This is a genomic window from Cardinium endosymbiont cBtQ1 of Bemisia tabaci (assembly GCF_000689375.1).
Taxonomy (GTDB): domain Bacteria; phylum Bacteroidota; class Bacteroidia; order Cytophagales; family Amoebophilaceae; genus Cardinium.
In genome coordinates, this window is record NZ_CBQZ010000003.1 from 1 (window position 1) to 24,747 (window position 24,747).

At 35.3% G+C, this 24,747-nt stretch carries 20 protein-coding genes and 4 pseudogenes; 13 read left to right on the forward strand and 11 right to left on the reverse strand.

What is annotated here, in order from left to right:
• A pseudogene (locus CHV_RS05325) lies at positions 1 to 474 on the reverse strand (transposase); the annotation flags it as partial.
• Between the two features lie 367 nt (positions 475 to 841).
• Between CHV_RS05325 and lipB the strand changes: the two are divergent.
• The 9 genes and pseudogenes from lipB (at position 842) to CHV_RS03210 (ending at position 9,382) form a co-directional block, all read left to right on the forward strand.
• Complete coding sequence (gene lipB, locus CHV_RS03165; RefSeq protein WP_034577299.1) at positions 842 to 1,549, forward strand: lipoyl(octanoyl) transferase LipB; 708 nt, start codon at positions 842 to 844, stop codon at positions 1,547 to 1,549.
• Between the two features lie 176 nt (positions 1,550 to 1,725).
• Positions 1,726 to 2,094: a helix-turn-helix domain-containing protein gene (locus CHV_RS04885; RefSeq protein WP_051602207.1), complete on the forward strand. Its 369-nt coding sequence runs from the start codon at positions 1,726 to 1,728 to the stop codon at positions 2,092 to 2,094.
• Positions 2,095 to 2,246: 152 nt separating this feature from the next.
• Positions 2,247 to 3,125 (forward strand): annotated as a pseudogene (locus CHV_RS03175) (IS982-like element ISCca4 family transposase).
• A gap of 62 nt (positions 3,126 to 3,187) precedes the next feature.
• A pseudogene (locus CHV_RS05330) lies at positions 3,188 to 3,952 on the forward strand (IS5 family transposase).
• Positions 3,953 to 4,151: 199 nt separating this feature from the next.
• On the forward strand, positions 4,152 to 4,601 hold the full coding sequence (ndk, locus tag CHV_RS03190) for a nucleoside-diphosphate kinase (protein ID WP_034577301.1): 450 nt from the start codon (positions 4,152 to 4,154) through the stop codon (positions 4,599 to 4,601).
• A gap of 272 nt (positions 4,602 to 4,873) precedes the next feature.
• Positions 4,874 to 6,736, forward strand: coding sequence for a tRNA uridine-5-carboxymethylaminomethyl(34) synthesis enzyme MnmG (mnmG, locus tag CHV_RS03195; protein ID WP_034577303.1), 1,863 nt, complete (start codon positions 4,874 to 4,876; stop codon positions 6,734 to 6,736).
• 367 nt (positions 6,737 to 7,103) lie between these two features.
• Positions 7,104 to 7,883: a ParA family protein gene (locus CHV_RS03200; RefSeq protein WP_034577306.1), complete on the forward strand. Its 780-nt coding sequence runs from the start codon at positions 7,104 to 7,106 to the stop codon at positions 7,881 to 7,883.
• A gap of 3 nt (positions 7,884 to 7,886) precedes the next feature.
• On the forward strand, positions 7,887 to 8,789 hold the full coding sequence (locus CHV_RS03205) for a ParB/RepB/Spo0J family partition protein (RefSeq protein WP_034577309.1): 903 nt from the start codon (positions 7,887 to 7,889) through the stop codon (positions 8,787 to 8,789).
• Between the two features lie 29 nt (positions 8,790 to 8,818).
• Positions 8,819 to 9,382 carry a DUF5683 domain-containing protein gene (locus CHV_RS03210; protein ID WP_156933593.1) on the forward strand — a complete coding sequence of 188 codons (564 nt, stop codon included), beginning with the start codon at positions 8,819 to 8,821 and terminating at the stop codon, positions 9,380 to 9,382.
• Positions 9,383 to 9,627: 245 nt separating this feature from the next.
• Here the strand turns inward: CHV_RS03210 and CHV_RS03215 are convergent, their stop codons facing one another.
• The 3 genes from CHV_RS03215 to ftsA all read right to left on the reverse strand — a co-directional run bounded on the left by CHV_RS03215 (position 9,628) and on the right by ftsA (position 13,190).
• Positions 9,628 to 10,371: a coenzyme F420-0:L-glutamate ligase gene (locus tag CHV_RS03215; RefSeq protein WP_034577313.1), complete on the reverse strand. Its 744-nt coding sequence runs from the start codon at positions 10,369 to 10,371 to the stop codon at positions 9,628 to 9,630.
• An 8-nt stretch (positions 10,372 to 10,379) separates the two neighbouring features.
• Positions 10,380 to 11,819, reverse strand: a complete 1,440-nt coding sequence (ftsZ, locus tag CHV_RS03220) for a cell division protein FtsZ (protein ID WP_034577315.1) — start codon at positions 11,817 to 11,819, stop codon at positions 10,380 to 10,382.
• Between the two features lie 66 nt (positions 11,820 to 11,885).
• On the reverse strand, positions 11,886 to 13,190 hold the full coding sequence (ftsA, locus tag CHV_RS03225) for a cell division protein FtsA (RefSeq protein WP_034577317.1): 1,305 nt from the start codon (positions 13,188 to 13,190) through the stop codon (positions 11,886 to 11,888).
• Between the two features lie 550 nt (positions 13,191 to 13,740).
• Between ftsA and CHV_RS04895 the strand changes: the two genes are divergently transcribed.
• Positions 13,741 to 14,583 (forward strand): ankyrin repeat domain-containing protein, encoded by an 843-nt coding sequence (locus CHV_RS04895; protein ID WP_191321624.1) that lies wholly within the window; start codon positions 13,741 to 13,743, stop codon positions 14,581 to 14,583.
• A 193-nt stretch (positions 14,584 to 14,776) separates the two neighbouring features.
• Here the strand turns inward: CHV_RS04895 and CHV_RS03235 are convergent, their stop codons facing one another.
• The 7 genes from CHV_RS03235 to hisS all read right to left on the reverse strand — a co-directional run bounded on the left by CHV_RS03235 (position 14,777) and on the right by hisS (position 22,255).
• The gene (locus CHV_RS03235) at positions 14,777 to 16,276 is read right to left on the reverse strand and encodes an Npt1/Npt2 family nucleotide transporter (RefSeq protein WP_034577318.1); all 1,500 of its coding nucleotides are present in this window, start codon (positions 16,274 to 16,276) and stop codon (positions 14,777 to 14,779) included.
• 89 nt (positions 16,277 to 16,365) lie between these two features.
• On the reverse strand, positions 16,366 to 16,767 hold the full coding sequence (locus tag CHV_RS03240) for a hypothetical protein (RefSeq protein WP_034577322.1): 402 nt from the start codon (positions 16,765 to 16,767) through the stop codon (positions 16,366 to 16,368).
• A gap of 340 nt (positions 16,768 to 17,107) precedes the next feature.
• Positions 17,108 to 18,607, reverse strand: a complete 1,500-nt coding sequence (locus CHV_RS03245; RefSeq protein WP_034577325.1) for an Npt1/Npt2 family nucleotide transporter — start codon at positions 18,605 to 18,607, stop codon at positions 17,108 to 17,110.
• A gap of 107 nt (positions 18,608 to 18,714) precedes the next feature.
• Positions 18,715 to 19,353: a peroxiredoxin gene (locus tag CHV_RS03250; RefSeq protein WP_034577327.1), complete on the reverse strand. Its 639-nt coding sequence runs from the start codon at positions 19,351 to 19,353 to the stop codon at positions 18,715 to 18,717.
• A gap of 270 nt (positions 19,354 to 19,623) precedes the next feature.
• The gene (locus tag CHV_RS03255; RefSeq protein WP_034577398.1) at positions 19,624 to 19,968 is read right to left on the reverse strand and encodes a DUF3127 domain-containing protein; all 345 of its coding nucleotides are present in this window, start codon (positions 19,966 to 19,968) and stop codon (positions 19,624 to 19,626) included.
• Positions 19,969 to 20,042: 74 nt separating this feature from the next.
• Positions 20,043 to 20,879, reverse strand: coding sequence for a metal ABC transporter permease (locus tag CHV_RS03260; protein WP_034577399.1), 837 nt, complete (start codon positions 20,877 to 20,879; stop codon positions 20,043 to 20,045).
• A gap of 2 nt (positions 20,880 to 20,881) precedes the next feature.
• Entirely contained in the window at positions 20,882 to 22,255 is a 1,374-nt protein-coding gene (hisS, locus tag CHV_RS03265; RefSeq protein ID WP_034577329.1) for a histidine--tRNA ligase, read from the reverse strand.
• Between the two features lie 213 nt (positions 22,256 to 22,468).
• Here hisS and CHV_RS05600 point away from each other — a divergent pair.
• The 3 genes and pseudogenes from CHV_RS05600 to CHV_RS03270 all read left to right on the forward strand — a co-directional run.
• Positions 22,469 to 22,573 (forward strand): annotated as a pseudogene (locus CHV_RS05600) (IS481 family transposase); the annotation flags it as partial.
• Positions 22,574 to 23,186: 613 nt separating this feature from the next.
• Positions 23,187 to 23,333, forward strand: coding sequence for a hypothetical protein (locus CHV_RS05605; RefSeq protein ID WP_156933594.1), 147 nt, complete (start codon positions 23,187 to 23,189; stop codon positions 23,331 to 23,333).
• 71 nt (positions 23,334 to 23,404) lie between these two features.
• A complete protein-coding gene (locus CHV_RS03270) occupies positions 23,405 to 24,721 on the forward strand; it encodes an ankyrin repeat domain-containing protein (protein WP_034577333.1) in 1,317 nt (438 codons plus the stop codon).
• The last annotated feature ends 26 nt before the right edge of the window (positions 24,722 to 24,747 follow it).

A 24,747-nucleotide genomic window follows, 5' to 3' on the forward strand; every position in this document is an offset into this window, starting at 1 on the left:
TCATTGACAATCAAGTTTAATTTGATTCCGTAAAACCATCCAGTAGTAGTTTTACCCTTACTAGCAATTGTCTTAAATACTTTATGAGCATAAGCTCTTTTTATATTACAAACCTTTATAGCGGTTGAATCCATAGAATAACAGCCTGTTCTCGTTTTAGAAAGACTTTGAGAAAAAAAGTAAGATGGAACTACTGTTCTTTGAACTAGGGATATAAATCTACTATAGCTTACTAACTTGCCAAAAGTCATTAGAATGAAATTGTTGTAAATGAATATAATACAACTTAAAATTTCTAAAGCCAATTACATGAAAAGCAATTAATATTGTCATTATTTCGCTCAAAATCAGTGAACATGTTCTAGTAGGTTTTCTATCTGAAGTAGGTAACAAATGTGATTCCATATAAGGCATAAATTTTATAAGAAATTCATCAACAGCGTAATATATTTCAACTAATTTTGATACATTCATATCCGGCTCCTTTGGTTTTTATGATTATTTTTCAATCCCACAAATTTAAAACACAAAGGAGCTTTTTATACTCTTTTCTTAATTTCTAATCCAAAACTGACGTTAATACGAACTACAAACCTAATATACAAAATATTTCATGACGACACTATCTAATATAACCTATATATAACTATAGGCAATCTATTAAATGATACCCGTTCTGATTATGTGAAAGCATAAGTTTTTATAAAAGGACAATCTGCTTTTTGTTAAGTCAACGTTTGTAATATGTCTATACTATATTGTATATAGTTACGTTTTTTAAAACAGTGCTTATCCAATAACAAGGAAATACATTCAAATAAATAACCAAAAATTAGGATAAATGGTAGAAAATAGAGGAATAATTGTAAAACACTTGGGTTTAATAGATTATAAAGAAGCGTTAGCAGTTCAAGAGGCCTATTATAAAACCATAGTTGATCAAAAACATGCGCATGGTACGGTAGATCAACTTAGTCAATCAGCAGTTTCTAATTATTTACTTTTTTGTGAGCATCCCCCTGTATATACCTTGGGCAGAATGGGATCTATGAACCATTTATTAGTGGATACAGCTACCTTAGCAACACAGGAAATTGCCTTATATCATGTAAATAGAGGCGGAGGTATTACCTATCATGGACCGGGCCAATTGGTAGCCTATCCTATTATTGATTTAGAATTTTTTTTCACAGATATACACCGTTATCTTCGCTTACTTGAAGCATCTGTTATAGAAATGTTGGCCCATTTCAATATTCCATCAACTAGCTTACCTGGCTTAACAGGTGTATGGTTAAAAGCAGATAAAAATAGCAAATCGTTCGACCGAAAAATTTGTTCTATTGGCATTAAGGTAAGCAGATGGATCACCATGCATGGACTAGCCATAAACGTAAATAATAAACTGGCTCCTTTTGATCAAATTATACCCTGTGGTATAACCAAAGCAGTAACATCTATGCAACAAGAATTAAAGAAATCGATTCCTATAATGGATGTATCGGACATTTTAGCGCAAATTATTTTAAAAAAGTTAAATTGTGTATAATTTTTGTATTAAGATTTTATTTAAAATAAAGTGCCAAATATTTATATTGCCTGTATGGTTCCTAATTTACAATTACAGGGTATCTCTTTTGAATGTTGAAAACATTTAAACATAAAGATCAATGAGAAGGACCTTATCATCATGTCTTTTCCTACTTATTAATTTGCCAATGTCAGATGCAACATAGAGGAGAAATTATTGAAAATGTAGTGAGAAGAAGCGGTATCTCTATTTCAGTATTAGCTGAAAAGATAGGTATAAGTAGAAATACGCTCTACAACAGATTTAAAGAAAAAAATTTAAGCTATGACTTTATATTGACCCTGGGAAAGGTGTTGCACTATAATTTTGCAGTACATTTTCCTGAAATGAAGTCAGATAGAACACTTCCAGATGATGCCCGTACAGAATTGTTTCAACTTGAGCAGAAAGAAAATCTTCTGGAAAAGTATAATTGGTTATTGAAGTTTTTACTGAAAAAATCGCAAGATACAGACCAACATGCTTTACGTAAGCAAATTAAAGAATTTATCAATCCTCCTTAGATAGTGTCGTCATGAAATATTTTGTATATTAGGTTTGTAGTTCGTATAAACGTCAGTTTTGGATTAGAAATTAAGAAAAGAGTATAAAAAGCTCCTTTGTGTTTTAAATTTGTGGGATTGAAAAATAATCATAAAAACCAAAGGAGCCGGATATGAATGTATCAAAATTAGTTGAAATATATTACGCTGTTGATGAATTTCTTATAAAATTTATGCCTTATATGGAATCACATTTGTTACCTACTTCAGATAGAAAACCTACTAGAACATGTTCACTGATTTTGAGCGAAATAATGACAATATTAATTGCTTTTCATGTAATTGGCTTTAGAAATTTTAAGTTGTATTATATTCATTTACAACAATTTCATTCTAATGACTTTTGCAAGTTAGTAAGTTATAGTAGATTTATATCCCTAGTTCAAAGAACAGTAGTTCCATTTTACTTTTTTTCTCAAAGTCTTTCTAAAACGAGAACAGGCTGTTATTTTATGGATTCAACCGCTATAAAGGTTTGTAATATAAAAAGAGCTTATGCTCATAAAGTATTTAAGACAATTGCTAGTAAAGGTAAAACTACTACTGGATGGTTTTACGGAATCAAATTAAACTTGATTGTCAATGATTTAGGAGAAATTATGAATTTTTCTCTTACTACAGGTAAGTCCAATGATAGATGGCCAGTAGAAAACTTATGTAAAAATTTGATCGGAAAAGTATTTGCTGATAAAGGCTACTTGAGTAAAGAATTATTTGAAAAACTTATGGGAAAAGGCATAGAACTGATTACTCAAATCAGAAAAAATAATGAAAAATAGCTTTCATGCCTATCTGGGATAGGCTAATGCTTCGAAAGAGATCTATCATTGAAACCATTATCGATCAGCTTAAAAATATTAGTCAGATAGAACACTCCAGGCATAGAAGTATACCTAATTTTATTGTCAATTTAATAGCTGGTATTACAGCTTATTCACTAAAAGAGAAAAAACCGGACTATAGATAATATATATACAACTAGTTTACAATAAGTCTAATCCGAAACTCACGTTTATTATATTTTTAGATTAATAAGATCAATTATATTCCTAAGATGTCTAAATGGATTCACCGTCATGATATTTCAGACAAAGTATGGTCTATTTTATCACCTCTACTTCCAGGTCAACAAGGAGGTTGGGGAGCTGTTGCCAAAGATAATAGGCTGTTTATTAATGCAGTATTTTGGATTTTACGTACAGGATCTCCTTGGCGTGATCTTCCATCTAGCTATGGGGATTGGAAAAACACCCATCGTAGATTTTCTCGCTGGAGAGATAATGGTATATGGGAAAGGATCTTAGAGAGACTAATTAATAATCCTGATTTTAAATGGCTTATGATTGATTCTACTTATATAAAAGTACATATGCATGGAACGGGTGCGAAAGGAGGAAACCAATTTATGAGTCGAACAAAAGGGGGCTTAATACGAAGCTACATTTGGCCGTGGATGCGTCTGGTATGCCGGTCAGAGCTATTATCACAGAAGGTACCAGAGCTGATTGTAGCCAATCTACATATCTTATTGAAGGGATAACTCCAAAGCATTTGTTAGCAGACCGCGCCTATGATACCGATAAAATCATTAAATATGCTAGAGAAAAAGGTATTGTTCCTGTTATCCCTACCCAAAAAAAACAGAAAAATAAAGCGTGATTTTGACAAAAATCTATATAAATTCCGACATCTTGTTGAAAATATGTTTCTCAAAATTAAGCAATGGAGAGGAATCTCCACTAGGTATGCAAAAAACACAGCATCATTCTTGGCAGCTGTCCAAATTAGATGTATCCATCTATGGGCTAACTTCTTATGACGACATTATATAGGTAATTGGATAAAAAACAAAAAGTATTATATTTGTCTTTATACAAAAAAGCTGACTAAGCTATTCCCTTATTGAAAATCTAATTTATTGGTAGATAGGGTTAATCATACATCAACTAGAAAAGTGCGAAAGTGTTCTAGGTTTCAGTACACAACGAACAAATGCAATCTTAGTAACCCTTAATCAAATGAACAGAACACAAGGAAAATATACATTTTCAATGATTAAGCCCGATGCAGTTCAAGCCAATCATATTGGTGCCATTCTTTCTATGATCGAAAAAGCAGGTTTTTCCATAGATGCCATCACTATGCTTCAGTTAACGCCAATTGTTGCGGAACATTTTTATGCTGTCCATTCAGATCGCCCTTTCTACAAAGCTCTGTGTGCATTCATAGCTTCTGCCCCTGTAGTAGCTATGGTTTTACAAAAAGAGAACGCTGTAGCAGATCTACGGAAACTAATGGGCGCTACTAATCCAGGAGAAGCCGCTGAGGGTACCATTAGAAAAATATTTGCTACTTCTATTGACTATAACGCTATTCATGGCTCAGATTCAGATGAAACAGCTGCATTGGAAAGTTCTTTTTTTTTCCCTGGTCGTGACCTCCTTGTAAAAAAAATCTCTACCATATAGGATGCCCATAGTCAATATATCCTTTATTAACAAGCTAAGCGGTCCGATGGATTCGTAACGTTTTTGTGCTTTCTGTAATTTAATTTTATTTTTTTTGATAAAAATATTTCACCTCTAGTTCGATCTTTTTAAGCAATCATATTGGTCCCATTCATTTACAATAGGTTGCTCGTTCAGTAATCAGGCTACACCAATAAATTGTCCTTAAATGGTCTATTTTCTGCTTTAGCAAATTATTAGTGATATGTTTCACGTGGAACATTTTTAAATTTATGGTACTTGAATATGATATTATTGTAGTAGGTGGTGGCCATGCAGGTTGTGAGGCTGCTACAGCTGCTGCAAAATTAGGTGCTAAAGTTTTATTGGTTACGATGAACTTGCAGACAATTGGTCAAATGTCTTGCAATCCAGCTATGGGAGGTATTGCAAAGGGGCAGCTTATTCGGGAAATAGATGCCTTAGGAGGATCCTCTGGCATTATAGCAGATCAGTCGGCTATTCAATTTAAGATGTTAAATACCTCAAAAGGGCCAGCAATGTGGAGTCCTCGGACACAAAACGATCGAGGATTATTTTCAATATGTTGGCGCAGGGCGCTTGAATCATTGCCCAATCTAGATTTTTGGCAAGATACAGTGGTCTCATTACTAGTAAAAAATGGAAAGGCAGAGGGTATTCAAACTGCATTAGGTATTACAATAAAGGGTTCCGCTGTAATTTTAACCAATGGTACTTTTTTAAATGGAATAATCCATATTGGTGCAAAAAAAATGGCTGGTGGTCGTTCTGCAGAAAGGGCTGCTACGGGTATAACAGAACAACTGCAAAAATTGGGTTTTCAAACAGGAAGGATGAAAACAGGAACCTCACCCCGTGTAGATGGTAGAACATTAGACTACAATAAAATGGAAAAACAACCAGGCGATCCTGTGCCAGGGAACTTTTCTTTTTTAAATACTACTCCGCTTATAAAGCAAAAGAATTGTTATATTACGTATACCAATCCAACTGTCCACAACCTTATTAAGGATAATTTAGCAGATGTCCCTATCTACAATGGGCAAATTCAAAGCACAGGTCCCCGTTATTGCCCTTCTATCGAAGATAAAGTGTATAGATTTGCAGATAAAGAGCGCCATCAAATTTTTGTGGAGCCAGAAGGATGGCATACTATTCAAGTCTATGTAAATGGACTATCTACCTCATTAGCAGAAGCTATTCAATTAAAAATGCTAAGGGCTATCGCTGGCTTTGAAAAAGTAAAAATGATCTGCCCTGGTTATGCCATTGAATACGATTATTTTCCTCCTACACAGTTGCACTATACACTAGAAACCCAATTAATTCAAAATCTATACTTTGCAGGGCAAATCAATGGAACAACTGGTTATGAAGAAGCCGCCTGTCAGGGCTTAATGGCAGGGATCAATGCCTATAGAAAGATCCATGAACTTAGTCAAGTAGTATTCAAAAGATCTGAAGCTTATATTGGCGTTTTAATAGATGATTTAGTGGGCAAAGGAACAGAGGAACCTTATCGAATGTTTACATCGCGGGCTGAATTTCGTATTTTACTCAGGCAAGATAATGCAGACTTGCGTTTAACAGAATTGGGGTATGCGATAGGATTGGCTGATGAAGAAAGACTTCAAAAAGTATATAAAAAGAAAAAAGCACTGGTTTCTATCTTTGATTTTTTAAAAAAATGGAAGATACAGCCAGAAATGATTAATCCAGTCTTAGCAGCACAAGGTGCAAGTTTAATAGATATTCCACAATATGCTGATGGGTTGTTAAAAAGACCAGAGGTTAATTTGAATGATCTGCTTCAATTGGATAAAGAGCAAAGCAATGCACTATCTACTTATGGACAAGAAGTGTTGCAACAAGCGAACATTCAGGTTAAATATGAAAATTATTTTCAAAAAGAAAAAGACCTTGTAGAAAAAATGGAACAATTGGAACATTATACCATTCCACTTGATTTTAATTATACAAAACTTAAGGCAATCTCTGCAGAAGGATTAGAAAAACTTCAAAAAGTAAGACCGAGTACCTTAGGACAAGCTTCACGAATAAGCGGTGTGCGTCCGGCTGATATCTCTATTTTAATGGTTTATTTAGGACGGTAATCAAAACAGTTACATCTCAAAACTAGACAAAATAGCTTAATAAGCTATTTTGTCTAGTTTTGAGTATATTCCTGCACAGATGGAACATATATCTTGTATAAAGCAAGTCGTACATTTTTAAATATACTTTTTTGATATATTTTATTTTTTTCATAGATTGTAGGCCAGCACATCATATAATGTGGTAATCATACGGTGATAAAATCCGTTTATGGTTTATTCCTTATTATTTTCTTTGGTATATATTAAATATTGGTTTTGTTTTCTTAGTTGCGGAGTTTCTTCTGTAATCAAGGAGTAAAAAATAAAGATTTGGGGCTATTTATGTATAATTTGTAAAATTTATGCGAATAAATCGCAGTATAATATGGGAAAAATCATAGCGATTGTAAATCAAAAAGGTGGGGTTGGCAAAACAACTACTGCTATAAACCTAGCAGCAAGTCTTGCTATTTTAGAAAAAAAAACTCTTCTGATTGATATTGATCCACAGGCAAATGCAACTTCTGGTGTGGGGATTAAGCCAGAAGAAGTAGCACACAGTATCTATGAATGCATTGTAGAGACTGTAGATCCCAAGCTGTTGATTCAAGCTACCGCTATACCCAATTTAGATCTTTTGCCTTCTCATATCAACTTAGTAGGTGCAGAAGTAGAGATGGTAAGCTTTAGGAATAGAGAAGGTCGCATCAAATTGGCTTTAAAGTCCATAACGTCGATTTATGATTACATCATAGTAGATTGTGCACCCTCTTTAGGCTTAATCACCATCAATGCACTTACCGCTGCAGATTCTTTAATTATACCCGTTCAGTGTGAATACTTTGCATTAGAAGGGTTAGGAAAGCTATTAAATACAACTAAAATTATTCAATCTCGCTTGAATCCTAATCTCGAAATAGAGGGCATATTGATGACGATGTATGATGCAAGGCTTCGTTTGGCCAACCAAATTGTAGCAGAGGTCAAAAAGCATTTTCAATGCATGGTTTTTGAAACCATTATTCCAAGAAATATTAAATTAAGTGAGGCACCAAGTTTTGGTATGCCGGCAATTATTTATGATGCAGATAGTAAAGGTGCGGTTAGCTATCTTAGGCTTGCTGAAGAAATCACAGGTGGCGTTAGAAATAATAAAATTCATTAAATTATGGAGCCTACAAAAGGGAATCGCGTCTTAGGTAGAGGGTTAAGTGCTTTGTTGCAAGGTGCCCATACAGAAACATCTCTTAATACTTCTGACCATTTTTTTAAAATGATTCAGATTGCATCGATTGCTACCAATCCTTGCCAACCTCGACAAGATTTTAACCAAGCAACACTTGATGAGTTAAGTGCCTCCATAAGGTTGCACGGGATTATACAACCGCTTACTGTTCGTAAATTAAGCAATCATACCTATCAGTTAATAGCTGGTGAAAGGCGTTTGCGTGCAGCTAAATTAGCAGGCTTAGAAGAGGTACCTACTTATATACGTTGCACGGATAATCTCCATATGCTAGAGGTTGCGCTTATTGAAAATATCCAACGTGATGCATTGAACGCAGTTGAAATTGCGTTGAGCTACCAACGTTTGCTGACAGATTGCAAACTTACACAAGAAGCATTAGCTGAACGGGTTGGAAAAGATAGAACTACTGTAAATAATTACCTTCGTTTGCTTAAATTGCCACCTGATATTCAAATTGCGCTTCGAGACCAAAAAATTTCTATGGGTCATGCAAGAGCGCTGATTAATTTGCAAACACCAGAAATCCAGTTAAGTTATCTAAAAAAGATACTCGAAGACGCTCTTTCTGTACGAGAAGTCGAAAAATTGGTGCAAGACCTCTCTGCCATTGGCCATTTGAAAAAGCCAACTACTAAAATACAACTTAATCCTTCTTTTAAAAGAAAGTTACAAAACACAACGCATCAATTAAGCCAGCAATTTAATACAAAAGTAATTATCAAAGCAGATACAGAAAAACAAGGAGAAATTAAGATCTTATTTTCTTCTGAGGAAGAACTAGGAAGAATTTTGGCTATTATTTCAAATATAAAACAAGAATGAAAAAGTTCTATCCTTTTTTTTTAAGCGTAATGGGATTTTTTTTATTTCCTTATCTAAGTTGGGCTGTTGCCCCACGGGATAAATCTATTGTATGGAATGTGATTAACCACCCCTTTAGACCTTTATATTTTATACACAATACATCTGATCTTTCTTCTAAAAAGATAGAAGAAAGACCATTGTGGTCTAAAACCATGCCTACAGAAACCATGGTACAACGCGCGTGGATTACTTCTATGGTGGTTCCTGGCTTAGGGCAAATTTATAATAAAGATTACTGGAAAGTGCCCTGCCTTTATTTGGGCTTTGCTTTGGTTGGCTATAAAATCTACTCCGAACATCAACAAATGCACAAATATAACCGAACGCTTCTTTTTGATGCCAATAATCAATCTGAGCGAGTTCCTGCGTATACCAAAAAACGTATTCGGGAATGTCAACGCACGCGTGATCTATTTATTATAATTGCTAGTGCTTGGTATATATTGAATATATTTGACGCTTATGCAGGCGCACATGATAAAACAGTGAATTTTATAGATGATATTGGGACCACATCAACTGATTTACGACAAAACAACCATCTGAAATAAATGGATCTGTTGCTCTTACATAGAAAAATTAATAGAAAAATGTATAAGACGTTTGTAGCAGGTTGATATAGTTTTCCCTATTTTTTGAGGCCATTCCAATAGAAAATTTGGCTCTGTCGTATCTGTTAAAAACAGCATTAAATTAAGGTCGTACGTTTTATTATAGATTATCTGAATTAAAGAGCTGGAATAAGATCGCATTTATATATACACTGGGTTACAATAAATCTAATCCAGAATTGACGTTAAGATGGTTTTATCCACTTGACGCTTGTCAATAATGGTGCATACAAATCATCTGAGGGGTCTATAATAATCGATTGTAGTTCTTCTTGATTGGGTGGTCTACTCTGAAAAGTAATTTTTGGTACTTCTTGAATAATAGCCAATGGTGTTTGTTCATCGCCTTCCCCCATGACTAGAACAGCACTTCCTGCCAAACCATCTAAAATATTAATCATACTGACGCGCAATAGATTATTAAATATATCAGGCTTCCCAATATAACTGTATAACGGTTCAAATCCACACCAAGCTAATGCTATCCCGACTACCCCTCTACGCAAAGGCGTAGTGTGACTATCTGTAATGAGTACGCCCATCTCTTGATTAGGATACCGAGTGCGACAGTACTGCCAAATTTCAGTAGCTGTTTTTTGTGGGTCTTCAGGATATAAAATATAATACCCATTCCCATTCGATGCATCTATACCGGCTGTTGGAATAAGTATATGATTTTTAATGGTTAATACTACACCATACTTTTCTATATAATCACCTTCCAGATAGAAGTCGGATTCATGTTGGATAAAAGCCAGCTTATTAGAAATGATGCTTTGGTGAACTATTCTATTCTGACATAGACTGACAATTTTTGACGTAATTATAATGATACTTTGAGGCGCTATTTTAGGTAAATACTGATCTAGTATAAGGTACAAAGACTCCCCAGGCTTAACTTTATGGGTTTTATAAGCAGTAACTTGCATAACTATTATTACTCATGAGGCACATGACCTCCTTTCAAATCAGTATGGTCTAATGTATCATCTAAGCGATAGCGGATCCATTCTGTGCTTGCATCTGCCGCATCAAGCACTATTTTTTTTCTTAAATAAGTAGGTATTGCCAACTCTTCTTTTAAATAACGATCATCCCAGCTTATCGGTGCAATACCCCGTTTGGACGTTACAGTGGGTACATGTCTATATGCACAGCTTTTTTCCAAGACTATTCCCTTAGGAGAACCAAAAGGTAGGGGTAACTGTATAGCAGATTCTTCTGCTGTTGCAGACTGCTTGGGACTTGCTTTAGCTGTTTTAAAAACAGGCCCCACTATTATCTTTTCTGTGGAGGCATCTAAGATTTCCGTATTGGATGCTGGATGGTGCAATACTTTAGGTTCCGTATAGTTCACCTCCTGTTTAGACGGAGCCAGTAGCTCTTGATTTGCATGGTCTGCTTCTCTATTAAATCCAGTAGCAATAACCGTAACCCTAATACTTTCTTCCATTTCCGAATCAGAACCATGACCAAAAATCATTTCAGCATCGTTGCCCGTCTGCTCCTGTATATAATTGGTAATAATGGTTAATTCATCCATTTGTAGCTCGGCTGTTTGTCCGGAAACAATGGATAATAGTATTTTTTTAGCACCCCGTATATCTGTATAGTCTAATAAAGGAGAAGCAAGCGCCGTTTCAGCAGCCTGTAATGCCCTGCCTTCACCTCTGGCTTCGCCAGAACCCATAACCGCTGCACCCGCATTTTTCATTACTGTCTTAACATCTTCAAAATCTACATTAACATAACCCGGTACCGTAATAATCTCAGCAATGCTTTTAGCAGCAGTGGTCAACACATTATCCGCTTCTATAAAAGCTTCACTAATGGACAGTCCGCCTAATATGGTTTGAATTTTATCATTTAAGATGATAAGAACCGTATCACAATGTTTCCGTAATTCATTAATGCCTTCTTGTGCTTGTGAATGCTTTTTTTTCCCCTCAAATGAAAAAGGTAGTGTCACGATACCAACTGTTAAGATACTTTGCTGACGGGCAATACTAGCAATAACAGGGGCCGCACCTGTACCGGTTCCACCCCCCATCCCAGCTGTAACAAAAAGCATTTTTGTATCATCATCCAATAATTCTCGAATGCTTTCTTTACTTTCTAATGCAGCATTACGTCCCACTTCTGGATTGGCCCCAGCCCCTAGTCCACTTGTAAGCGCTGCACCAATTTGTAGCTTAATGGGTATAGGACTATTTTGTAGCGCTTGGACATCTGTATTGCAAACAATAAAGGACACATCTCTAATACCACGCTTATACATGTTGTTCACTGCATTACTGCCACCACCACCTACTCCTATCACTTTGATAATAGATTTATGGTGGGTAGGTAAATCAAATTTATAGGTAATATCCTTCATAATTCACATAATAAGGTGCTTTAATTCCAACAAGCTATATAAGGCAGTATGATATTGTTTTGTCGATTAGTTTTCATCGTAATCGTCTACTAAAAAAGCTTTTGTTTTGGTAAGAATGCGTGCAAAAGAAAAGTTGCTTTTTTTTGCTTTTTTAACGTTTTTTTTCGTAGAATTTAAGTCGGCAGACTTTGCTGCTCTATAGTAGGCTTCTCTATAATCTAATGCTTTAAATCCAGCTAGTGTTAATCCAATAGCAGTGGCGTAACTAGGGTCCCGTAATTGTTTGCTACTGCCCTCTTCTAAATACTCATCTGGAAAGCCCAACCGTGTATCTAATCCAGTTACCTGCTGAAGTATGGCTGGTATAGCTGGTAAGTTGGCACTTCCACCTGTTACAACGATACCAGCTACTAACTTATCGTAAAAACCAGAATGCAGGATTTCTTCATGGATAAATGTCCCTATTTCGTCTACACGTGCCTCTATGATTTTAACCAAATTAGTAGTAATAATCTCTTTGGGTCTACGATTGCGCAATCCTGGAATCGCTACTACTGATTGGGTAGTTAAGGTATTGGATCCAATGCTACCAAATTTTACCTTTAGTAACTCTGCTTGCCGTTCCGTAACCATACAACTTTGTTTTATATCTGAAGTAATCAGATGTCCTCCTAATGGAATGGTAGCGGTATACCGAATGATGGCATCAAAAAAGATTACTATTTTAATCATACTGCTTCCGAAATCAATCAAACAAACTCCTGCTTCTTTCTCTTCATCACTCAATATAGCCAAACTAGCCGCTAGGGCAGAAGCCATGACTATTTCTGCTTCTACACCCGCTTTTTTAATACATTTATGTATGTTTTGAATGGCGTGGGTCTTAGCTGTAATGATATGGAAATTTGCCTCTAATTTTACCCCTGACATACCTACTGGATCTTGGGTTATAATTTCATAGTCTATGGTATACTCTTGCGGCATAGCATGTACAATTTCTGTACCTAAGGGGGGGACAATACGGTACATATCATTGGTAAGTTTTTTGATGTCCTCTACCGTAATTTCTTCCTCTATGGTATCTCTTGTAATGCTACCATGGTGGCAAGATCCTGTTACATGTTTCCCAGAAATATTTACATGTACGATATTAATATTTATACCAGAGTCCTCTTCTGCAGCTTCTAGGGCTTGCTTGACCGCAATAGCTGCCTTATCAATGTTCACAATCATACCGCGCACAATGCCATCTGCAGCAGCACTTCCTATACCTAATACCTCAAGTTTATTAGGATCATATTGGCTTTGTGTTCCTATAACTACACAAACTTTACTAGTACCTATGTCAAGACTAGCGATAATTTCTGACATAACTAAAAGGATATATGGCGATAATGCTACTTAAAAAGAGTATGCCTAGCAGTGTAACGGTTTATCTGAATCTACCCGATGCTGCTCGATGATTACATGGCTTGCATAAACTACAACAATTTATTAAAATTTATTTAAAAATAAGTTAAGGATATAATATCTGTGCTTACAGGCCTACTCTAGATTGCAAGGACCTTGTACATTACAGATCTGCCATCTCAATACATGCTCAATAACGCAGTGGACTGGGTATAGTTGCCTTATTTTGTAAAAATCTATGAAAAAATAGCTAAGACAATTCAATAGAATCTTATTTATTCTATATAATGAATTGATTATAAATATATTTAGTATTTTTTTCTTATATTTCATGCTTTCCACTTAGTGGTTTATCTTTTTAGCAGATCTAAGATCTGGTAAAGAAAATGCATATCGATTAACTATAATACTAAACATTAATTTCATGAAAAGAATAAACTATTGTATATGCCTATACATTGGCCTATTAAGCTTAAACGGTTTTTCATCTTGTGTAACCAGAAAGCAAGAAATGGTTAGAGATATTAGAGAGCGAGGTTATACTTTAGGTAATCTAAAAAGAAGCTACAATAGAAATCCTAAAAAATTTATTGCTGGAGCAGTTGTCGGTACAACTGTAATTTTGGGAGCTAGTACAATGGCCATATCTAATCTTTTAGATAGTTCATCCGTAGCCAATACAAATGGGTTAAATAATAGCATTGGTATGGTAACAGCATTAAGTCCACTTAATGCATCAAATACACAATTTTCTAATGCAATTGATTACAATACTAAAAGTTTTATAGGATCAACACGTGCCTACAGTGGATACCCCACGTCAAGTACACCATTGCTCCGTCAAGATTTGTCTGATGCAATTTTAAATTCGGATATAGAACTTGTAAAATACTTATTAAAAAATGGTGCAAACATTAATCAAAGAAATGACTATGGCGATACCCCACTTTATAGTGCAGGAAGAGAAGGTAATATAGAAATGGTTAAGGTATTACTAAAAGATGAAAATATTGATGTTAATGCAACACATGGAGATAAATATACCGTACTCCATTTGGGAGCATTCAAAAACGACTCAGAATTAGTCAAATTGTTATTGACAGATAAAAGGATTAAGGTCAATGAAAAAGATGTATATGGATATACCCCACTGCATACGGCAATAAATGAAAAGAATCTATTAGCAGTTGACGCCCTCCTAAAGTCTAAAGATATAGATATCTATGCAATAACTAATTTTAATGAAACGGTTCTTGATATAGCTACAAGAAAAAAATGTTTGGAATGCATTAAGGCTATAGAAAAAGGTATACAATATTTTGCCTCTTATGAGGCCACTCCAAAGTCAGTTTGATTTTGACCAAAATAAAATGTATAAGTTAATATTTAATCTTACAGACAGGACGAGCAGAGGGTACTAGGAAAAATCGTTTGAAAATGTACGCTACAGCGCTTACTAAGTAATGGAGCATCCTTGTCGGTTCTGTCGCGTTAAAGAAATCTTTAGATAGATGTGACAAACGCGACAGAATTCATCCGCTGTTGCGCTATTTACTTACTTGTACATTCCTGGTAGGAAGCATTTCCGCTTCATAGTTTTCTTCAGCTCTTACTTTTAATTTTCCTAAAGCTCTGATCGCTACCAACCAAACTATAATCACCATTATAATGATCAGTACAATGGGGGTACGAATACTGGCAATATCTCCACCGCCAAATAATGTAGACATACTGGTAACCAGTACAGATGCTAAGCTCTTTCCCAAACGGGCGCCTACACCATCTACCGCTGCTTTACCACGTACTTTAGTTTCTTCATCTAATGGAATATAGACCGCTTCTTTAGTAGGATCAAAAAGAACATACTTTACTGATTTAATCAAAGCCACATTGTAAAGCCCTACTTGAACAGACAGATATAAGGCATTGAGATGAAAGCTTTTTAAGAAATCATCTAAAACAGTACCAAAGCGCAAGAAGGTAAAAAATAAAACCATCATCACCAGTGCAGTTACTGGCGTAACAGATGCAGCAAAACGCCATCCTCTTTTTAGTGTAGGTTTGGCAAAGAACAAACTTACTAAAATAGAAATTATACCTACTGCAATTTGTTGGTTAGAATATATACCTGCATACAGGGCATTATCTCCTGTGATTTTTACCAATTCCTGAATTTGCGCTTTTTCTACAGCCTCAAAAAGGGCAATCACTAATCCATAACTGATTACCAATATGGAAAGCAACATCAGGTACTTAGACCGTGCTAGAAACTTCATAGAGTCTACAAAAGACATTTTTACCTTTACATTTTTAGGTTTTTCTTCTATCTGATAGTAGGCTGGATGTACTTTTATATCTGCAGTAAAATAGTTGTATATGATCAGAATCAAAACAATAGCTATAATGACAAATTGTAAGCTTTGATCGAAATTGGTACGAACATTATCCAATTTAAGAATCAGTCCAGCCAAGATGCTACCAACGGTACCAAAAGTGCCTAAAAAGCTATAAAACCGTTTAGCTTGCTTTATAGTAGTAATCTCATTTATAAAAGTCCAAAATGATACACTTAATGCAAAAGTTCCCCAAGCCTCTGCATGAATATAGAACAAAGAAATGGGCCAATGGCAAATAGCCTCCCATAGTCCTATAAAGCTGGGAAATTTTGCTTCAAGGATTTTAGAAAGATTACTTAATTGTAATATTTGTTTGTGCGGAAGTAAAAACAATAATGAAAAGGTAAAAAAAGTAAGAAAGTAAATCATGACTGCATTGAACCTACCATCTCTTCCTGTGGAGCGGCTAACTTTTCCATAAAGAATGGTAAAAAAAATCATACTAGGTGTAGTGGCTACTGCTTTTAACCAGCAGATGGTGGTAGCATTCGTTTCCTTGAGCATATTCATATCTTTAAGGGAACGTGTAAGGGCATAACAGAAAGATATAAGCATAAATATAAAGACCATTGGTAAAAATTTACGCAGTTCACTTTCGTGAATGGAAAATATCATTCCACGTATGGTACTATTCTTTTTTTGTGTTTGCATTTTGTTTTTAATTTAGTTAATACATAAGGTATCCAATACAATTAACGTTTGTATCCATACGACATTTTATGGTATTTTAGAAATAGGAATTATATAGCTTGCATATATTTAGGGTTAAATAATTGGATACGTGCCCAATCCCATACTGGCATAGGGATGTGTATAACAGCGTCCCTATGGACCTCATAGTTGGCAGCAATGGTCTTCCTGGTATCCTCTATTAATGGGTCTTTACGCTGGTAATACTTTTTTTTGCTTTTGATATATGCAACCAAGCAGCATGGATTGCTTATGGGTCGATAGCGCAAACCCATGAGCGCTACATTGGGTTTTATGGATGGAGGTAAATATTGCTGAAAGGACAATAATTTAGTAGGCCAAGCGAAAGTCAGATCCTTTAAGGATCTCAGTAAAAAGTCAGCTGTGGCGGGCCCATTACCTGAAATAGCGGGCTCTTTAAAAATAGGTACTTTTTTCCCTAAAAAATGCACGGTATGTAGTAAAAATTAAAAAATAGAACTAACTTTTTGCTGCTTTTACCTTTTTAGACTTAAAGGAAGAATCATGTAAACAAAAAAAGTACAATAAAAATAGGATCATCTAATTTTTTAAGATTTTTGCGGCGCTATATAACTTGTATGTAAGCTGTATCAGTGCCACAAACTGTAACGAAACCTCTGTATACACCAATGTTTTTAAATTAGAGTTATAGTAAAAACAAAATCAAGCAAAAAGTATAAAATAATTTTTGCCCCAAAATGTATAAGAAGAAAGACTGGCATTTGACTTAAATACCAGCCTTTCATAACCCTTCATTAGGGACTTATTCATTTAATCGGTTACCACTACTTTATTAGCTTCTGCTAGTTCTTCTTTATATTTTTCTTCAGCTGCTGCTTTTAACTTTCCTAAAGTACGAACAGCTAGCAACCAAAGTATAATCACAGCTATGATAATCAGCACAATGGGCGTACGAATATCCTCAATCCCTCCCCCACCAAATAATGTAGACATAGCGGTAATCAATACAGATGCCAAACTTTTGCCCAAACGAGCACCTACACCATCTACAGCTGCTTTGCCACGCACCTTGGTTTCTTCATCTAGTGGAATATAGACTGCTTCTTTAGTTGGATCAAAAAGAACATATTTAACAGACTTAATCAAAACAATATTATAAATGCCTATCTGAACAGACATATACAAAGCGGTTACATGTATACTTTTCAAAAATTCATCTAAAGCACTACCAAAACGAAGAAAGGCAAAAAATAAAAGTGTCATCACCAATGCAGTAATTGGTGTAACAGATGCGGCAAACCTCCATCCTTTTTTTAGTATAGGTGTAGCAAGAAAAAGTGCTACTACAATTGCAATAATACCTACTGCAGTTTGCTGTTGCGCATATATTTCTGCATAAATGGTCTTGTCACCAGTTATTTGTACATATTTTTGAATTTGGGCTTTTTGTACCGCTTCAAAAAGCGCAATCATTAACCCGTAACCGATTACCAATATCGAAATCAGTGTCAAATACCTAGACTTCGCCAAGAACCTTATAGACTCCATAAAGGACATTTTTACCTTTATTTTTTTAGGTTTTTTTTCAATTTGGTAATAGGCTGGATTAGCTTTTATATCTGAAGTAAAATAGTTGTATACGATCAAAATCAAAACAATAGCTATAATTACAAATTGTAAACTGTGATCGAAATTGGTACGAACACTATCTAGTTTAAGAATGGATCCAGCTAGGATACTACCAATAGCACCAGATATACATAAGAAACTATAAAAACGTTTAGCTTGATTTACACCAGTAATCTCATTTACAAAAGTCCAAAATACTACACTTAGTGCAAAAGTTCCCCAAGCCTCAGCATGAATGTAAAACAAAGAAATGGGCCAATGACAAATGGCTCCCCATAACCCTATAAAGTTTGGCCATTTTGCTTCCATCATTTTAGAGAAAGTATTGAGTTGCAAAGTCTCTTTTTGTGGGAGTAAAAAAAGCAGTGAAAGGGTAAAAAAAGTAAAAAAATAGATCATCACTGCATTAAACCTACCATCCCTTCCTGTAGAACGGCTAACTTTTCCATAAAGAATAGTAAAAAAAATCATACTAGGGGTAATGGCTACTGCTTTTAGCCAGTAAATAGCGGTAGTATCGGTTTCGTTCATCATATTCATATCCTTAAGGGAGCGGGTAACCGAATAACAAAAAGATATAAGAATAAACATAAAAGCCATTGGCAAAAATTTACGTAGCTCACTTTTATGAATGGGAAACATAGTCCCACGTATATTACCAAATTCTTTTTTTGTGATCATTGTGTTTTTAATTTAGTTAAAATATAAAGTATACAGAAAACTACTTAGTGCATTAGATACTTTATGCTGCTTTAAAATGGTTTTAGAAAATATGTATCATGCTGTTTTCATAGTTCTGTATTTAGGGTTAAATAGTTAGATACGCTCTCAGGAGTAGCCTGTATGGCCATACTACCTTTTGCCCAATTGGCTGGGCAAACTTCACCAAATTGAATCACATGCTGCCACATATCAATAATTCGTAGCATTTCATTGATATTTCTACCTAGTGGTAAATCATGGATGGATACGTACCGTATAATACCTTCCTTATCAATTAAAAAAGTTCCCCGATAGGCTATAGGCGTACCTGTGAAAATCAGTTGATTATCTTCATTGTAGCTCCAGCTACCTCCTAATACACCGTAGTTAGAAGCAATGGTCTTACTCGTATCTGCAACCAATGGATAGGTTACGCCAGCAATACCTCCTTGTGTTTTAGGAGTTCGTAACCAAGCAGTATGTGTTTCTTCTGTGTCAGTAGAGCAACCTACCAGTGCTACATTCCGTTCTATAAATTGGGGTAAATGCTGTTGAAAGGACAATAATTCAGTTGGACAAACAAAAGTAAAATCTTTTGGATAAAAGAAAAAAAGCACTTCTTTTTTTCCTAAAAACTGCTCGAGTGAAAAGTTAGCTGTAACATTTTTACCATCTATAACAGCAGACGCCTTAAAAGCAGGGGCCTTTTTTCCTAGTAAATGCACGATATATATAGTACTAATATGTAAAAATTATATTTAACCTTTTACGCTTTGTAAGCCTATCAATTTTTAGCAACCTATATAAGGCATAGGCTTACATTGCAAATTTATACTTTTTTTAATAAATAATCTTAATTGCGGCTAATAGACATCATGAATATTACATTTTATTGCTTAAAATCAAATCAATAAATTATTTTAAGTAAACCTTTACTTGGCTAGCTTTTTGTTAAAAAAAAGAACGTAGATGGTAAAAAAATGGCAAAAAATAGCCTAAAACGGTAGATCATCTTCTAAATCAGCAGGAGATAGATTAGATGCCGGAGCATCATTTGATTTATTGCCTTTTTCTAAACGCCATGCTTGTAAAGCGTTAAAATATTTTACAACGCCTTCGGGATTGGTCCATTTTCTGCCGCGTAGATTAAAATGAACGGTTATTTCTTCTTTCTCTGTAAATCCATCTAATAGATCACATTTGTCTTGAATCAATTCAAAGGAGATATATTCGGGATATTGTGGGTTTTCTATATATTCTACTACAAAGTTTCTTTTTTTAAATGATTCAGACACTTGCTGTGGTGGACCAATTTCAAATAATTTTCCAGTTATATGCATGGTATTTATGGGTTTAATAAACAAAAATTAGTACTTCTATCAATGCTGTATGGTGCATTCTACTTATGATTATGTTAATTATTTTTGGAATATACAAAAGCCACTAAAAATAATAGCCCTGCTATGGTCACCATTGTAGGTGCCATAGCACTGTTCAACCAGAAACTGATATAATATCCACTGACAGAGGTTATTATAGCAAAGAGTATATTGTAAAATAACAAACGTTTAAGACATTTTGTAACCAAATACATGCTTGCAGCTGGAACAATTAAAAGCGCAACTACTAAAATAGCTCCTGCTACTTCAAATGTAGCAACAGTGGTCAATGAGGTGATACCCATTAAACAATAGTGCCAACGGGTCGTGTGGATCCCAATGCTTTGCGCAAATTGTGGATCAAAGGTACTTACAAATAAGTACTTATAACCAATGATAAGAAAAGTTAAATTGACTAGTAATGCTGTTAATAAGACGTAAAATGGTTTAGGTCCTAAATGTATACCACTACTGGTACGCCAGATATCTAGCGATACTGTTGCCAGTTCTCCATACAGACTGCATTCTGGGTCCAAGTCTATTTTTCTACTAAAAAAAGAGATTAAAACAACACCTAAAGCAAAAAGAAAGGTAAAGTTAATCCCTATAGCAGCATCTGCCTGTATATTTATTTTTTTTTCTAAAAATGCTATAAGAAAGGTAACCAGGATGCCCGTTATACCGGCTCCAGCAATCAGTATAGGGGAGTTTTTAGATCCAGTGAGTAGAAGTGCCAATACGATTCCTGGTAGGGTTGAATGGGCAATCGCGTCTCCCATCATGGCTATTTTTCTTAAAACCAAATAGCTGCCTACTAAGGCACAATTTATACTGGCTAACGCAGCAATCATAATGGTCCAGAGTACATCCATAGTCAACATGTTGCTACTAAAGCGGCTCTTAATGCGTCACAAAGCTCAGACCAACTATACCTATTTTGTACGCCTGTTTGCATATTTTTTAGTATATAATAATGGTTAACAGATGTAGATTTTTCTGATATAACCACAAAAGGGATATTTTTTTTATGGGCATAGGTCAATTGTTTTTTAATTTTTACTTGTTGAGGATATAGCTCTGACTTAAATCCATGCACACGCAATTGACGCAATAGATGAAGCAGTTGTGTGGCTCGATTTTCTTCCATGTTGGTTAACAATACCTCCGTATTATAAGTAGGAATGCTTTGAAAAAGATCTTGTCCTTCCATAACATCATAAAGCCTATCTATGCCAAAGGAAAATCCTACTCCAACCAATCCAGTCGCCCCGAATAGATTGCCAAGGTTGGCATATCTACCTCCTCCACCTAGGCTTCCTACAAGGCTATTTGCTATAGTTAATTCCATAACGAGGCCGGTGTAATAGTTCAATCCTCTAGCTAGAGTCGGTTCAATAGCGCAAACCTGATCTGGCAGACCAAGCGTATGGGTCTGTGCTAGTATATCGGTGAATGTTTTAATCGCCTTGGATCCTTGGTCGGTGTGGCCAATAGCAGCCTGCAATTGGATCAACCGTTCGGCATTGCTCCCTTTAAAGTTTTGTAATAAAGAAAGTGATGCAATGGTTGTGTCATTAAAATTTGCTTCTTGCAATGCAGTTAATACTTGTTGAAAACCAATTTTTTCTAACTTATCTACAATGGTGCAAAATAGGGTTTCTTTTTCTGGATCAGTAATAGCGGATAGTACAGCTCTATGGTTGATTTTAATGCAAAAATTTTGCAGACCCAATTGGACACCTATATCATAGATTAGTTTTAAAATCTCCGCTTCACACAATAAAGAGGGACTGCCAATAATATCGGCATCACACTGTAAGAACTCTCTATAACGGCCTTTTTGCGGTCTGTCTGCCCGCCATACTGGCTGTACTTGGTAGCGCCTAAAAGGGAAGCATATTTGATGCTGGTGGGCTGCTACATAACGCATCAAAGGAACGGTTAAATCATACCGGAGCCCTTTATCGCTGATTAACGCTTTTAATTTTCCATATTCTGTAGGGCTTATGGCTTCAGCCATTCCTCCTAAGAAATTACCAGATTTAAGGACATTAAAGATCAATTGCTCTCCTTCTTGACCATATTTTCCTGTAAGGGTAGCGCGGGTTTCCAAAGCAGGCGTCTCGAGCGGTTCAAATCCATACAAAGCATAAATAGACCGAATGATAGAAAGAATATAATTGCGACGATACAGCTGAAGAGGGCTGTAGTCGCGCATACCTTTTACAAGACAGGGTAATATAGCCATCTATTTTTTTGCCAACGGGTGAACAATGTATTTCCAAATTATAAAAAGATGGCCCAGCATAATGCATAAGCCCATAACTGTTGCTTCCCTTTTATAGAAGTTTTAATAGCATAGATAACCTAAAGAATTGAAACTATGACAAGTACTAAGTTACATGATGATTAGATTATTCACAACAGTTTATAGAGCTCTCTCGCATTTGTTTAAAAAAGATTGTCTTACCCAGTATATGGACAACTTACTATATCCAATGAATTAAAGCAGCAAAGTATACTTGTCTCTCCTGGAGGAGTAAGATCTATCTGGTTACATAACGACGATGAACTATTTAGTTGTTAAGATGAAAAGAGCTAAGGACTGAACCTTTCGGAAAGTATCTAGTACTAATCACGTTGCCCACTTTTCCAGCTCTTTTGAGATAAAAAATCGTATAATTGTATAATACAAACGTACGACCACAAAAACTACAAAAAATAACACCTGAAACTTATCAAAAATTACAATAACTATCTATAGAAACGGTCTCAAAATATTATTAATCAATAGAAAATAATTAAATAAGCAAATATTTTCTGATGCGGAATGTGAGTACATCATCCCATCGAAGTCTCTATAGCCTAATGGAAAGCGGTATTTCATGTACACGAATAACAAAATCACTGCCGATGATGAACAAAATCCTTTAAAATCGGACAATAAGATGGGACTATATAGAAAACATATCTACTAAGGGTTTAAACGAAAAGCTTAATTTAACCGTTTTTTAAAACAAATGCGACAGAACCATAATTAGTAGCCAGCTATGGAGTCATGTTGTACTGGTTCAATATGGTCCAGCTATTGACACCTCTATCACTCCTACTCCTAAACGTACCAAAGGTAACAAAGCTCTGTTCCATTTGGAAAATAGCGCATATTTTCTAAATTGGAGATGCCCCTATTTGGTAAAACTACGTTGGATGTTTCTGTGGCTTTATATAGCCCAGCCTATACGCTTGACTTATTGGTAGAAAACTTACATCCTTTTCCATATAGTGCTCAATATCATTTACTTAGCAAAGCAGTAATTTTTGAATAAAAGAGATTACTGCTAGTGGAGTGGATGCGCTAATTGTTTATATAAACATAAATACATCAAACATAATTTATATGAAAAAAATAAACGGGAAAATAGGGCTATGTATTGGCCTTTTAAGTTTAAGCACTTTATCATCTTGTATAGACACTAAGCAAGCGATGCATAAAAGACCTACCTTAGGTAATGTAAAAAGGAGCTATAATAGGAACCAGAAAAAAGTCATCGGTACCTGCTTGGCCGGATTATTGGTCGGATCAGCAATTTCTGGAGGTATACTATATCGGAACAGGTCCTCAGAATCAGATATTATACCCGGGGAAAATGGGACCAACGTTACACCTACACCTCCATATATACCACCCACAACACCTCTGCCGGGTAGTGCCAATGTTACCTGTCCAATATCAAAGATACAAAATCCCCATCCAGAAACATGTGATAACGCTAATCCAGATTATATTAGATGCTTAATAGAAAATGGAGGGAATCTGAATCTGACAGATGCTGCTGGCCAGACGCTTTTAATGCGTGAAGTAATAAAATCTAACATAAATAATACCCGGTTATTACTAAACTGTGGTGCAAATTTAGAAATACAAAACCATGAAGCAAAAAATAAGACTGCTTTGATGTATGCAGCCATATATAATGATGTAGATTGTGCGAAATTATTACTAGCAAAAGGTGCAAAACGAGAAACAATAGACAGTGAGGGGGACACTGCTTTAGCATATGCAGCTATATACAATGCGGTTAACACGGGCAAATTATTGCTAGAGAGAGGAGCAAACCTAGAAGCAGCAAATTATAAACAAAAAACTGCTTTGATGCATGCAGTAGCACACAATCGCGAAAATATTGTGGAATTGTTTATAAACCGAAACGTAAAACTAGATAGACAAGATTTTGAAGGAGACACTGCTTTGATCTATGCAACAAAATATCACAAGACAGATATAGCCAAGCTATTGATAGAGAGCAAAGCAGATCTAAATATAAAGAATAACGGAGGAGAAACTGCTTTGATCTGTGCAATAGGATATGACAATACAGGTGTAGCCAAGCTATTGATAGAGAGCAAAGCAGATCTAAATATAAAGAATAACGGAGGAGAAACTGCTTTGATCTGTGCAATAGGATATGACAATACAGGTGTAGCCGAATTATTGATAAATAGCAAGGCAGATTTGAATATAAAGGATAACCGAGGGAAAACTCCTTTGATACGTTCAGTGATAACTGGTAATATAAATATTATCAAGCTATTGATAGAAAAAAAAGCAGATCTGAATATAAAAGATGATTCTAAAATGACTGCTTTGGACCATGCGAAAAAATATAATCACGTAGAGATTATAAAGTTATTGGAAGCAGCGTCTAATATTTAAGTTGTGTGATTTGTAGAGGTGTATTA

What these genes read in the sequence shown, in the direction of transcription:
- lipB (WP_034577299.1), top strand. Translation starts at nt 842, where the DNA reads ATGGTAGAAAATAGAGGAATAATTGTAAAACACTTGGGTTTAATAGAT.
- CHV_RS04885 (WP_051602207.1), top strand. Translation starts at nt 1,726, where the DNA reads ATGCAACATAGAGGAGAAATTATTGAAAATGTAGTGAGAAGAAGCGGT.
- ndk (WP_034577301.1), top strand. Translation starts at nt 4,152, where the DNA reads ATGAACAGAACACAAGGAAAATATACATTTTCAATGATTAAGCCCGAT.
- mnmG (WP_034577303.1), top strand. Translation starts at nt 4,874, where the DNA reads ATGGTACTTGAATATGATATTATTGTAGTAGGTGGTGGCCATGCAGGT.
- CHV_RS03200 (WP_034577306.1), top strand. Translation starts at nt 7,104, where the DNA reads ATGGGAAAAATCATAGCGATTGTAAATCAAAAAGGTGGGGTTGGCAAA.
- CHV_RS03205 (WP_034577309.1), top strand. Translation starts at nt 7,887, where the DNA reads ATGGAGCCTACAAAAGGGAATCGCGTCTTAGGTAGAGGGTTAAGTGCT.
- CHV_RS03210 (WP_156933593.1), top strand. Translation starts at nt 8,819, where the DNA reads ATGGGATTTTTTTTATTTCCTTATCTAAGTTGGGCTGTTGCCCCACGG.
- CHV_RS03215 (WP_034577313.1), bottom strand. Translation starts at nt 10,371, where the DNA reads ATGCAAGTTACTGCTTATAAAACCCATAAAGTTAAGCCTGGGGAGTCT.
- ftsZ (WP_034577315.1), bottom strand. Translation starts at nt 11,819, where the DNA reads ATGAAGGATATTACCTATAAATTTGATTTACCTACCCACCATAAATCT.
- ftsA (WP_034577317.1), bottom strand. Translation starts at nt 13,190, where the DNA reads ATGTCAGAAATTATCGCTAGTCTTGACATAGGTACTAGTAAAGTTTGT.
- CHV_RS04895 (WP_191321624.1), top strand. Translation starts at nt 13,741, where the DNA reads ATGGTTAGAGATATTAGAGAGCGAGGTTATACTTTAGGTAATCTAAAA.
- CHV_RS03235 (WP_034577318.1), bottom strand. Translation starts at nt 16,276, where the DNA reads ATGCAAACACAAAAAAAGAATAGTACCATACGTGGAATGATATTTTCC.
- CHV_RS03245 (WP_034577325.1), bottom strand. Translation starts at nt 18,607, where the DNA reads ATGATCACAAAAAAAGAATTTGGTAATATACGTGGGACTATGTTTCCC.
- CHV_RS03255 (WP_034577398.1), bottom strand. Translation starts at nt 19,968, where the DNA reads ATGCATATAACTGGAAAATTATTTGAAATTGGTCCACCACAGCAAGTG.
- CHV_RS03260 (WP_034577399.1), bottom strand. Translation starts at nt 20,879, where the DNA reads ATGGATGTACTCTGGACCATTATGATTGCTGCGTTAGCCAGTATAAAT.
- hisS (WP_034577329.1), bottom strand. Translation starts at nt 22,255, where the DNA reads ATGGCTATATTACCCTGTCTTGTAAAAGGTATGCGCGACTACAGCCCT.
- CHV_RS05605 (WP_156933594.1), top strand. Translation starts at nt 23,187, where the DNA reads ATGCCCCTATTTGGTAAAACTACGTTGGATGTTTCTGTGGCTTTATAT.
- CHV_RS03270 (WP_034577333.1), top strand. Translation starts at nt 23,405, where the DNA reads ATGAAAAAAATAAACGGGAAAATAGGGCTATGTATTGGCCTTTTAAGT.